This is a genomic window from Enterobacter cloacae complex sp. SHL012 (genome assembly GCF_049237505.1).
Taxonomy (GTDB): domain Bacteria; phylum Pseudomonadota; class Gammaproteobacteria; order Enterobacterales; family Enterobacteriaceae; genus Enterobacter; species Enterobacter kobei.
In genome coordinates this window covers 24,537-36,677 of the sequence record NZ_JBMKIZ010000001.1, presented here as the reverse complement: position 1 = coordinate 36,677, position 12,141 = coordinate 24,537, and the positions used below count along the sequence as shown (strand labels likewise).

At 54.2% G+C, this 12,141-nt stretch carries 11 protein-coding genes; 7 read left to right on the top strand and 4 right to left on the bottom strand.

Annotation, left to right across the window (positions count from 1 at the left end; all coding sequences use genetic code 11):
* Positions 1-76: 76 nt before the first annotated feature.
* On the bottom strand, positions 77-628 hold the full coding sequence (locus ACOTY9_RS00195; RefSeq protein ID WP_023332747.1) for an NAD(P)H nitroreductase: 552 nt from the start codon (positions 626-628) through the stop codon (positions 77-79).
* A gap of 167 nt (positions 629-795) precedes the next feature.
* On the opposite strand from ACOTY9_RS00195, the gene sppA reads away from it, so the two are divergent.
* From sppA to ACOTY9_RS00175, 4 genes are all read left to right on the top strand, one after another.
* On the top strand, positions 796-2,652 hold the full coding sequence (gene sppA, locus ACOTY9_RS00190) for a signal peptide peptidase SppA (RefSeq protein WP_023332746.1): 1,857 nt from the start codon (positions 796-798) through the stop codon (positions 2,650-2,652).
* Positions 2,653-2,715: 63 nt separating this feature from the next.
* A complete protein-coding gene (gene ansA / locus ACOTY9_RS00185) occupies positions 2,716-3,732 on the top strand; it encodes an asparaginase (protein ID WP_014883450.1) in 1,017 nt (338 codons plus the stop codon).
* 9 nt (positions 3,733-3,741) lie between these two features.
* Positions 3,742-4,383 (top strand): bifunctional nicotinamidase/pyrazinamidase, encoded by a 642-nt coding sequence (gene pncA, locus ACOTY9_RS00180; protein WP_348565588.1) that lies wholly within the window; start codon positions 3,742-3,744, stop codon positions 4,381-4,383.
* A 202-nt stretch (positions 4,384-4,585) separates the two neighbouring features.
* A complete protein-coding gene (locus ACOTY9_RS00175) occupies positions 4,586-5,842 on the top strand; it encodes a glycoside hydrolase family 18 protein (protein ID WP_096218205.1) in 1,257 nt (418 codons plus the stop codon).
* A gap of 60 nt (positions 5,843-5,902) precedes the next feature.
* Here ACOTY9_RS00175 and ACOTY9_RS00170 read toward each other — a convergent pair whose 3' ends face one another.
* A complete protein-coding gene (locus tag ACOTY9_RS00170; protein WP_045135041.1) occupies positions 5,903-6,181 on the bottom strand; it encodes a YeaC family protein in 279 nt (92 codons plus the stop codon).
* Positions 6,182-6,222: 41 nt separating this feature from the next.
* Complete coding sequence (gene msrB, locus ACOTY9_RS00165) at positions 6,223-6,636, bottom strand: peptide-methionine (R)-S-oxide reductase MsrB (RefSeq protein WP_023332742.1); 414 nt, start codon at positions 6,634-6,636, stop codon at positions 6,223-6,225.
* Between the two features lie 341 nt (positions 6,637-6,977).
* Here msrB and gapA point away from each other — a divergent pair, with 341 nt between their 5' ends.
* Both gapA and ACOTY9_RS00155 read left to right on the top strand, forming a co-directional pair.
* Positions 6,978-7,973 carry a glyceraldehyde-3-phosphate dehydrogenase gene (gapA, locus tag ACOTY9_RS00160; RefSeq protein ID WP_014831506.1) on the top strand — a complete coding sequence of 332 codons (996 nt, stop codon included), beginning with the start codon at positions 6,978-6,980 and terminating at the stop codon, positions 7,971-7,973.
* A gap of 74 nt (positions 7,974-8,047) precedes the next feature.
* Positions 8,048-8,932, top strand: a complete 885-nt coding sequence (locus tag ACOTY9_RS00155; protein ID WP_058690425.1) for a D-hexose-6-phosphate mutarotase — start codon at positions 8,048-8,050, stop codon at positions 8,930-8,932.
* 78 nt (positions 8,933-9,010) lie between these two features.
* Here the strand turns inward: ACOTY9_RS00155 and ACOTY9_RS00150 are convergent, their stop codons facing one another.
* Positions 9,011-9,757, bottom strand: coding sequence for a MipA/OmpV family protein (locus ACOTY9_RS00150; protein WP_045269434.1), 747 nt, complete (start codon positions 9,755-9,757; stop codon positions 9,011-9,013).
* A 431-nt stretch (positions 9,758-10,188) separates the two neighbouring features.
* Between ACOTY9_RS00150 and yeaG the strand changes: the two genes are divergently transcribed.
* Complete coding sequence (gene yeaG, locus ACOTY9_RS00145) at positions 10,189-12,123, top strand: protein kinase YeaG (RefSeq protein WP_014883443.1); 1,935 nt, start codon at positions 10,189-10,191, stop codon at positions 12,121-12,123.
* Positions 12,124-12,141: the final 18 nt, after the last annotated feature.

Here is a 12,141-nt window from a genome sequence, read left to right as displayed (position 1 = left end):
ATTCCATAAAGAGGTAAGTATGACTGTCTGAATTCTGCGGCAGATGCTCAGAATCCAGACAGTTTAGCGTGGGTTATCAGAAACGGCTGACGAAAGGCGTAGTGTCCGGCACGCTGATGGTGCTGGAGGCTTTAAGCTGCGGCGTACCGAGGTAGAGGAAACCGACAATTTTATCGTGCTCACCGCAGCCAAAACCGTCACGGACTACCGGGCTCTCGGTCAGCGGACCGGTACGCCAGATACCGTTAAACCCCTGTGCGACAGCGGCCATTTGCATCGCCATTACCGCGCAGCCAGCAGACATTTCCTGCTCCCAAACCGGGACTTTGTGGCCAGCCTGACATTTCGCCACGACGGCGATGATCATCGGCGCACGGAACGGCGCATTGCGCGCTTTATCGATACCTTTCTCATCCTGCCCGACGGCAACCGCGCCCTGCTCCAGCAGCTGGCTGAAACGATCGCGGCCTTCACCTTCAATCACAAAGAAGTGCCACGGCTGCAGCGTGCCGTGATCGGGGGCACGCATCCCGGCACGCAGAATGTTTTCCAGCTGCTCGCCCGCCGGGGCAGGTTCGGCCAGACGTGACGCGCTGCGGCGGTTAACAAGCAGTTCAAGTGCGTCCATTGGTTAACTCCTTTATTGAAATTTACTCACAAAATTAACACGGCCGCAGATTTTGTTACAGCCTGGCAGGCGATTCCTGCTGACAAGTGGCGGTTGGGTCATTACGATAACCCAACATTACCGTCCAGTGGCGACGGAAACAGTCATTTTCTGGTTAGGGAGAATACATGCGAACCCTTTGGCGAATCTTTGCCGGTTTCTTTAAATGGACGTGGCGACTGCTCAACTTCGTCCGCAACCTGGTGATGAACATCTTCTTCATCCTGCTGGTTCTGGTTTGCGCAGGCATCTGGATGCATATCAGCAATGCGAATCAGGCGCAGCATTCAACTCGCGGGGCGCTGTTACTCGATATCACCGGCGTCATCGTGGATAAACCGTCCACCAGCAACCGTCTGGGGGTCATTGGCCGTCAGCTGTTTGGCGCGACGTCCGACCGCCTGCAGGAAAACTCCCTGTTCGATATTGTCGATACTATCCGTCAGGCCAAAGACGACCGAAATATCACCGGGATCGTACTGGATCTGAAAGATTTTGCCGGAGGCGACCAGCCTTCAATGCAGTACATCGGTAAAGCGCTGCGTGAATTCCGCGACAGCGGTAAGCCAGTGATCGCCGTGGGCGACAGCTACAGCCAGGGGCAATATTATCTGGCAAGCTTCGCCAACAAGATCTGGCTCTCTCCGCAGGGGACGGTCGATCTGCACGGCTTTGCCACCAACGGCCTGTACTACAAATCGCTGCTCGACAAGCTGAAAGTGACGACCCACGTCTTCCGCGTCGGCACCTATAAATCAGCCGTGGAGCCGTTTATTCGCGACGATATGTCCCCTGCTGCCCGTGAAGCGGACAGCCGCTGGATTGGCGAGCTGTGGCAGAACTATCTGGGCACCGTGGCCGCTAACCGTCAAATTACCGCTGAGCAGGTCTTCCCGGGCGCACGTGGCGTGCTGGAGGGTCTGCGTAAGGTTGACGGCGATACCGCGAAATATGCCCTCGACAATAAACTCGTTGATGCGCTGGGTACCAGTGCAGATATCGAAAAAGCCCTGACCAAACAGTTTGGCTGGAGCAAAGAGGACAAAAACTACAGCGCGATCAGTATGTATGACTACGCTGCGAAAAAACCGGACGAGAGCGGTGACAGCGTAGCCGTGGTGTTTGCCAACGGCGCCATCATGGACGGTCAGGAAACCCCGGGTAATGTCGGCGGTGACACCACCGCGTCGCAAATCCGTGACGCGCGCCTTGACCCGAAAGTGAAAGCCATTGTTCTGCGCGTAAACAGCCCGGGCGGCAGCGTGAGCGCCTCCGAAGTGATCCGCGCTGAGCTGGCCGCGGCCCGCGCTGCGGGCAAACCGGTCGTCGTCTCCATGGGCGGAATGGCGGCATCAGGTGGGTACTGGATCTCCACGCCAGCCAACTACATTGTGGCTAACCCAAGCACGCTGACCGGCTCTATCGGCATCTTCGGGGTGATTAACACTGTGGAAAACAGTCTGGATTATCTGGGCGTGCACACCGACGGTGTTTCTACGTCGCCGCTGGCAGATGTGTCGATAACAAAATCCCTGCCGCCGGAAGTGTCGGAGATGATGCAGCTGAGCATTGAGAACGGGTATAAGCGCTTTATTACGCTGGTGGCTGACTCGCGTAAAAAGACGCCAGAACAGATTGACCAGATTGCTCAGGGCCACGTCTGGACCGGTCAGGACGCGAAGAACAACGGACTGGTGGACAGTCTGGGTGACTTTGACGACGCCGTGAAGAAAGCGGCCGACCTGGCGAAGCTCAAGCAATGGCACATTGAGTATTATCAGGATGAGCCGTCATTCTTCGATATGGTGATGGACAGCATGTCTGTCTCCGTTCGCGCCATGCTGCCGGAGGCGCTGCAGGCTTACCTGCCTGCGCCGGTTGCCACTGCAGCGAAAGCGATGAAGACGGAAAGCGATAAGCTCGCGGCCTTTAACGATCCACAAAGTCGTTACGCGTTTTGCCTGACCTGCGCGAACGTCCGTTAAAAACCGTCCCCTCTTCCCGCGAAGAGGGGATTTTTTTCTTTTGAAGAACAAGAACTCACTACCATGCAGAAGAAATCGATTTATGTAGCCTACACTGGCGGTACCATCGGTATGCAGCGCTCTGAAAATGGCTATATTCCTGTCTCCGGCCACCTTCAGCGTCAGCTTGCGTTGATGCCTGAGTTCCACCGTCCGGAAATGCCTGACTTTACCATCCATGAATACGAGCCGCTGATGGACTCCTCCGACATGACGCCAGAAGACTGGCAGCACATCGCGGATGACATTAAAGCGCATTACGACCAGTACGACGGCTTCGTGATCCTGCACGGTACCGACACCATGGCGTTCACGGCCTCGGCGCTCTCCTTCATGCTGGAGAACCTGAGCAAGCCGGTTATCGTCACCGGGTCGCAAATTCCGCTGGCGGAGTTACGCTCCGACGGGCAGATCAACCTGCTGAACTCCCTGTACGTGGCGGCAAATTACCCGATTAACGAAGTCTCGCTGTTCTTTAACAACCGTCTGTATCGCGGCAACCGCACGACGAAAGCCCATGCCGATGGTTTTGACGCCTTCGCCTCACCGAACCTGCAACCGCTGCTGGAAGCCGGGATTCATATCCGTCGTCTGGGCACGCCGCCTGCACCGAATACCGCTGGCGAGCTGATTGTGCATCCGATTACCCCGCAGCCCATCGGCGTGGTCACCATTTACCCGGGTATTTCCGCCGACGTGGTCCGCAACTTCCTGCGCCAGCCAGTGAAAGCGCTGATCCTGCGCTCCTACGGCGTGGGCAACGCCCCGCAGAACGGTGAGTTTCTGAAAGAGCTTCAGGAAGCCAGCGAACGCGGAATTGTGGTGGTGAACCTGACCCAGTGTATGTCCGGCAAAGTGAATATGGGTGGCTATGCCACCGGCAACGCGCTGGCACATGCGGGTGTCATCAGCGGTTTCGATATGACCGTTGAGGCGACGCTGACTAAACTTCACTATTTACTGAGTCAGGATCTGGACATTCAGTCCATTCGCAACGCCATGATGCAAAATCTGCGCGGTGAACTGACCCCTGACGAATAAGGAGGCCTCATGACGCAACGCGCCCTGCTACTGGTCGATTTGCAAAATGATTTCTGCGCAGGCGGCGTGCTGGCCGTCGCCGAAGGTGACAGCACCGTTGACGTGGCGAATACGCTGATTGACTGGTGTAAAGCCCGCGGTGAATCGGTGGTCGCCAGCCAGGACTGGCACCCGGCTAACCACGGCAGTTTTGCCAGCCAGCACAACGTCGAACCGTTCACTCAGGGTGAACTCGACGGGCTGGCGCAAACCTTCTGGCCGGATCATTGCGTGCAGCAAACGGAAGGCGCGGCGCTGCATCCGCTCCTGAATCAGAAAGCCATCGACGCGGTGTTCCATAAGGGTGAAAACCCGACAATAGACAGCTACAGCGCGTTTTTTGATAACGGTCATCGTCAGAAGACCGCGCTGGACGCGTGGTTACGCCACCATGAAATCACGGAGCTGATTGTGCTGGGGCTGGCGACAGATTATTGCGTGAAGTTTACCGTACTGGACGCGCTCCAGTCAGGCTACACCGTCAGCGTGATCACCGACGGCTGCCGCGGGGTCAACATTCACCCTCAGGACAGTGCTCAGGCGTTTATGGAGATGGCTGCCGAAGGCGCGACGCTGTATACCCTGGCAGACTGGCTGGAAACGCAGGCGTAGTTTTTTAAGCCGGGTGGCGGCTTCGCCTTACCCGGCCTACTTTCTCTGGAGCGCAGCGCCACCCGGCATTTCTTCTCCAATCCCCATAAAGTGAACTCCCTCGCATCCTCAGCGAAGCGGCAATGCTATTCTCGTCAGGTTGTTTTTTCGCCACGCCTTTTCTGTGGCGTGGTTATTTTTATTAAGTCAAAGAGGAAATTATATGAAACGTTTGCCCTTGTTGGCAGCATTACCCTTGCTTTGCGCGTCACTGGCTTCCGCTGCGCCCCTGATGTCCGTCGGCTATTTCAACGGGGGTGGCGATGTCACCGCCGGACCGGGTGGCGACATTAATAAACTGGATGTCCGCCAGATCACCCACCTGAACTATTCGTTTGGTCTGGTCTACAACGACGAGAAAGACGAAACCAACGCCGCGCTGAAAGATCCGACGAAACTGCATCAGATCTGGCTTTCGCCCAAAGTGGCATCCGATCTGGCCTTAATCCCCACTCTGCGTAAACAAAACCCGCACCTTAAAGTGCTGCTCTCTGTTGGCGGCTGGGGTGCGCGTGGTTTCTCTGGCGCAGCGGCCACCAAAGAGAGTCGTGCGGTGTTTATCCGATCCGCTCAGGAGGTTGTCGACAAATACGGTCTGGACGGGATTGATCTCGACTGGGAGTACCCGGTCAACGGCGCGTGGGGACTGGTTGCCAGCACGCCAGCCGACAGGGACAACTTCACCGCGCTGCTGAAAGAGATGCGCGACGCATTCGGGCAGAAAAAGCTGGTGACCATTGCGGTAGGCGCCAATGCGGAAAGTCCGAAAAGCTGGGTGGATGTCAAAGCCATCGCTCCCCTGCTCGACTACATCAACCTGATGACCTACGACATGGCGTATGGTACCCAGTATTTTAACGCCAACCTCTATGATTCCAGCGCCTGGCCGACGGTGGCTGCTGCCGATAAATACAGCGTGGACTTTGTGGTAAATAACTATCTGGCCGCGGGACTGAAACCACAGCAGATGAACCTCGGGATCGGGTTTTACGGTCGCGTACCGAAACGCGCCGTTGAGCCGGGTATCGACTGGAGCAAGCCGGACGCACAAAAAAATCCGGTCACCCAGCCCTACTTTGGACCGCAGGAGCTCGGCTTGTTCAGGTCGCTCGGCTATGACCTGTCCAAAGATACCTACGTGAAGTACAACGATATCGTGAAAAAGCTGCTGAACGATCCGCAGAAGCGTTTTACCGAGCACTGGGACGACCAGGCGAAAGTGCCGTGGCTCTCCGTGGAAGCAGCCGACGGCAAGGCGCTCTTTGCGATTTCGTATGAGAACCCACGTTCCGTGGCGATCAAAGCGGACTACATTAGACAGAAAGGTCTCGCCGGGGCGATGTTCTGGGAGTATGGCGCGGACGATAACAACCAGTTAGCGAAGCAGCTGGCAGAGTCATTAGGGATCCCGCAAAAGTAGCGACGCATTCAAGCCCTCTCCCCGTGGGAGAGGGTTGGATGAAGGCATCAGCCCGCACGGTTATTGCATTTTCAGCGTCGCAATTGGCTTCGGCGTGATGCCAAAATCTTCTTTCAGCTCTCGCTTGCTCTTCATCACCATCTGGCCGTTGGTATCGATCGTCATGTGCTGCGCGTCAGTATTGTTGCGCGCCTGCCACAGCATCACCAGCTGCAAACTGTTCTCTTTTTGCTCAGGGGTAAGCGCCACGCCATCCGGCCATTTTCCTAGCTCAACGGCGGTGACCAGACGCTGATAAACATCCTGGGTCATCCCGTTAATCATGTCATCAATATTCACGATCTCTCCTTTTCAAAGGAATAATTTGCTGAATCGTTTTTTCAACCCTTGATCTGGTCGCCGTTTTCATCATCCGTGAAGCTCATGGAGGCCGAATTGACGCAGAAACGCTCCCCCGTTGGCTGTGGACCATCCGGGAAGACGTGCCCCAGGTGCGCGTCGCAGGTCCCGCAACGGATTTCCGTGCGCACCATGCCGTGCGAGGTGTCAGTCAGATAGCGGATGGCCTCATCGCTCACCGGCTCGTAAAAGCTCGGCCAGCCGCAGCCGGAATCGAATTTCGTTTGTGAGTTAAACAGCGGGGCATCACAGACCAGACAGTGATAGACGCCGTCTCGCTTGTTGTGCAGTAAACGCCCGGTGAATGGCGGTTCCGTGCCGTGGTTCTGCGTCACGTAAAACTGCATTTCTGTGAGGTTTTTTTTCAAATCGTCAGGGTTACGTTGGTTCGACATATGCTTACATCTCGCTGTAGAAACAGACATCTTTTAACCCGGATTCTAACAAAACATTAACACCCTTGCGTGCACTTTTGTTCTAAACTTATGTGTCGCGAAAAGGCGGTCAGGCAATTGTGATCATGTTCACATTTTTATCCTGCGAGGACTTTAAAATTCCGGGCGCAGCCCCCATGTGGTTGCAAGCTCAAAGGGAAAGTGAGGCGAGTCAGTCGCACAAACGTTAGTCACAGGATTGATTTGTCGCAATGATTGACACGATTCCGCTTGACGCTGCGTAAGGTTTTTGTAATTTTACAGGCAACCTTTTATTCACTAACAAATAGCTGGTGGAATATATGACTATCAAAGTAGGTATCAACGGTTTTGGCCGTATCGGCCGTATTGTTTTCCGTGCTGCTCAGAAACGTTCTGACATCGAAATCGTTGGTATCAACGATCTCCTGGACGCTGAATACATGGCGTACATGCTGAAGTACGACTCAACTCACGGTCGTTTCGACGGCACCGTTGAAGTGAAAGACGGCCACCTGGTTGTTAACGGCAAAACCATCCGCGTTACTGCTGAGAAAGACCCAGCTAACCTGAAATGGAACGAAATCGGTGTTGATGTTGTAGCTGAAGCTACCGGTATCTTCCTGACCGACGAAACTGCACGTAAACACATCACTGCAGGCGCGAAGAAAGTTGTTCTGACTGGTCCTTCTAAAGACAACACCCCAATGTTCGTTCGTGGTGCAAACTTCGAAACTTACGCTGGCCAGGACATCGTTTCCAACGCATCCTGCACCACCAACTGCCTGGCACCGCTGGCTAAAGTTATCAACGACAACTTCGGCATCATCGAAGGTCTGATGACTACCGTTCACGCTACCACCGCTACTCAGAAAACCGTTGACGGCCCGTCTCACAAAGACTGGCGCGGCGGCCGTGGCGCGGCTCAGAACATCATCCCATCCTCTACCGGTGCTGCTAAAGCTGTAGGTAAAGTACTGCCAGAACTGAATGGCAAACTGACTGGTATGGCGTTCCGCGTTCCAACGCCTAACGTATCCGTTGTTGACCTGACCGTTCGTCTGGAAAAAGCTGCTTCTTATGAAGAAATTAAGAAAGCAATCAAAGCTGCTTCCGAAGGCGCAATGAAAGGCGTTCTGGGTTACACCGAAGACGACGTTGTATCTACTGATTTCAACGGCGAAGTGTGCACTTCCGTGTTCGATGCTAAAGCTGGTATCGCACTGAACGACAACTTCGTGAAACTGGTTTCCTGGTACGACAACGAAACTGGCTACTCTAACAAAGTACTGGACCTGATCGCTCACATCTCCAAATAAGTTGAGATGAGTGTTTGATCCAAAAAGGCGACTTCGGTCGCCTTTTTTATTGTTTTTAGACAGAGGATTGCTTAATGATTAATAAAATATTTGCACTTCCGGTAGTCGAACAACTTACCCCTGTGCTCTCCCGCCGCCAGATTGACGGCGCTGATGTTATCGTCGTTGACCACCCGCGCGTGAAAGCCTCCGTGGCGCTGAATGGCGCCCACCTGCTCTCCTGGAAGCCTGAGGGCGAAGAGGAAGGACTGTGGCTGAGCGAGGCCACCTCGTTCAAAAAAGGGGCTGCTATCCGTGGCGGCGTCCCCATCTGCTGGCCATGGTTCGGCCCGTCCACACAGCAGGGTTTGCCGTCTCACGGTTTTGCCCGTAACCAGCAGTGGACGCTGAAAGCGCACAATGAAGATGACAACGGTGCCGTGCTGACCTTTGAGCTGCAGGCGAATGATGAAACCCGCGCCCTGTGGCCGCATGATTTCACCCTGTACGCCCGTTTCAAGCTGGGTAAAACCTGCGAAATTGAGCTGGAAGCGCATGGCGAGTTCGAAACCACGTCTGCCCTGCACACCTACTTCAACGTGGGTGACATCAACGCAGTGAAGGTGAGCGGCCTCGGCGATACCTTTATCGACAAAGTTGATAATGCGAAAGAGGGCAAGCTAAGCGACGGCGTTCAGGCTTTCCCCGATCGTACCGACCGCGTCTATCTCCACCCGGAAGCCTGCAGCGTGATCCACGATGGTGCCCTGAACCGCGGCATTGAGGTCGTTCATCATCATCACAGCAATGTGGTGGGCTGGAACCCAGGTCCGGCATTGTCTGTCAGCATGGCCGATATTCCTGATGACGGTTACAAAACATTCGTTTGTGTAGAAACAGCCTGCGTGACCACGCCGCAGAAAGCGAGCGAAGAAAAACCGTCTCGTTTAGGGCAGACGATCCGTATTGTTAAGCGATAATCGCCCTGCACCACAAAAAAGCAAACGGGGCGCAAGCGCCCCGTTTTGATGCAATGATTGCACTGAATTAATGCACAATCAGAACTTGTAGGTCACACCCACAGAGAAGATACCCGCCCAGGACTTATCGACCATCGGGCTATCTTTCACTTCATCGCTCAGACGCTCATAACGGCCAGTACCGTAGACGCTCCAGTCGCCAAGGAAGTTATAGCTCGCGGTCAGCTCCAGGTAGGGATCCCAGCCATCATCTGCGCTGTAGCTTTTCAGACCACTGCGGCGAGACTCGTTTTTAGAGACGCCGTAATAGTAGTCGTTGTAGTTCTCGCTGCTGTACAGGACACCGATGCCCGGCGTCAGGGTGAGCCCGCCGTTGGTATAACGGTACAGCCATGCCAGATCCCAGATAAAGCCGTTGCTGTTGTCCAGCGTATCACCTGCCAGAGCCGTACGCAGGAAGCCATACTCGGTGTTATGCACGTATGAAAGCCCGGCCATCATGCTACTTTTGCGCTTATCGAGCTGGCGAAGCGCGTGGCTGTCGCTGTCTCCCGGCTTGAAGTGCGTTGGATCGTAGTAGGCCATGATCGAGAGCTTGTCGGCCGTGTCGTTCCAGAGATAGTAGCCGCCGCCGAGACCGCGGAACCAGACGTTCTCGCCTTCATAGGTGATAACGGGAACAGGATATACGTCACGATCGTACTGTTTGTATGGGCTGTTAATGACGCCAACACCCGCGCCAACCGTCCACTGACTTTCCGCCTGAGCGGTGCTAACTGCGGTCGCGGCAAGGATGCCCAATGCCAGAAGTTTGAGTTTGGTCACAATCCATTCTTTCCTGTAGTCAAATAATCAGCGGGAGAAGTGTAACCGCCATTCCCGTACAACCCAAAATTTTTTGCCTGCTAATCAGTCTGATTAACCCGTTATTTTTCACTTTTCAGATGACAGCACGCTTTCATTTATATGACCACTGAATGAAAAACGTGCTTAAGCCTTATAACCCAGGTGGAAATTTTTGGATGAGTTATTGATATGTCATTGAAATTAGATTTTCTCAGCATGCAAGTTTGGCAAATGCCATCTACGCTTAATTTTAAGAAGAGTTTTCCTGAACGCCCTGCGGTTCTTAGCCTCTGACCTGGCACACAGGTTGCTGCTCTGGCAGTGAGGTGCGAGAGATTCTCTTCCGGGAGCCTCCACTACTCATACGAACGGCTCTTATCCTGTGCTAAAAAACGAAAGGACGGCATGCCATGAATATATTCGATCACTATCGCCAGCGCTATGAAGCTGCCAAGGACGAAGAGTTCACACTGCAGGAGTTTCTTACCATTTGTCGGCAAGATCGCAGTGCCTATGCCAATGCGGCAGAACGGCTATTGATGGCTATTGGTGAGCCAAACATGGTTGATACTGCCCTGGAGCCACGGCTTTCCCGTCTATTTTCGAATCGGGTGGTCGCCCGATATCCGGCGTTCGAAGAGTTCTACGGCATGGAAGATGCCATTGAACAGATTGTCTCCTATCTGAAGCATGCCGCTCAGGGTCTGGAAGAGAAGAAACAGATCCTCTATTTACTCGGCCCGGTCGGTGGCGGTAAATCCTCGCTGGCTGAACGCCTGAAGTCGCTGATGCAGCGCGTGCCGATTTATGTGTTGAGCGCTAATGGCGAACGCAGCCCGGTGAACGACCATCCGCTGTGCCTGTTTAATCCACAGGAAGATGCGCAAATTCTGGATAAAGAGTTTGGCATTCCGCGCCGCTACCTCGGCACCATCATGTCGCCGTGGGCGGCAAAACGCCTGCATGAGTTTGGGGGCGATATCACCAAATTCCGCGTGGTGAAAGTGTGGCCGTCTATCCTTGAGCAGATCGCCATCGCCAAAACGGAACCGGGTGATGAGAACAACCAGGATATCTCGGCGCTGGTGGGTAAAGTTGATATCCGTAAGCTGGAAAACTTCGCACAAAATGACCCGGATGCCTACGGCTATTCCGGTGCGCTGTGCCGCGCCAACCAGGGGATTATGGAATTCGTGGAGATGTTTAAAGCACCAATCAAAGTGCTGCATCCTCTGCTGACGGCGACCCAGGAAGGGAACTATAACGGGACGGAAGGTATCTCCGCCCTGCCGTTTAACGGGATAATCCTCGCCCACTCGAACGAATCCGAATGGGTGACCTTCCGTAATAATAAAAACAATGAGGCCTTCCTTGACCGCGTGTACATCGTCAAGGTGCCTTATTGCCTGCGGATCTCCGAAGAGATCAAGATTTACGAGAAACTGCTCAACCACAGTGAGCTGGTGCACGCTCCCTGCGCGCCAGGCACGCTGGAAACGTTGTCGCGCTTCTCTATCCTTTCGCGTTTGAAAGAGCCGGAAAACTCCAGCATCTACTCAAAAATGCGCGTCTATGATGGCGAAAGCCTGAAAGACACCGACCCGAAAGCGAAATCCTATCAGGAGTATCGTGATTACGCCGGGGTCGATGAAGGGATGAACGGCCTGTCCACCCGTTTCGCGTTTAAGATCCTCTCCCGCGTCTTTAACTTCGACCATGCGGAAGTGGCGGCCAACCCGGTTCACTTGTTCTACGTGCTGGAGCAGCAGATTGAACGCGAGCAGTTCCCGCAGGAGCAGGCTGAACGCTATCTTGAGTTCCTGAAAGGCTATCTGATCCCGAAATACGCCGAGTTCATTGGCAAAGAGATCCAGACAGCCTACCTGGAATCCTATTCAGAGTACGGACAGAATATTTTCGACCGTTATGTCACCTACGCTGACTTCTGGATCCAGGATCAGGAGTACCGCGACCCGGATACCGGCCAGCTGTTTGACCGTGAATCCCTGAACGCGGAACTGGAAAAAATCGAGAAGCCTGCCGGGATCAGCAACCCGAAAGACTTCCGTAATGAGATTGTGAACTTCGTCCTGCGCGCCAGAGCGCATAACAACGGACGCAATCCGAACTGGACCAGCTACGAGAAACTGCGCACCGTTATTGAGAAGAAAATGTTCTCCAATACCGAAGAGCTGCTGCCGGTTATCTCGTTTAACACGAAAACCTCAACCGATGAGCAGAAGAAACACGACGATTTTGTCGACCGTATGATGGAAAAAGGCTACACCCGCAAACAGGTTCGCCTGCTCTGCGAATGGTATCTGCGCGTGCGTAAATCGTCCTAAAACAAGTGCCCGGCAGCG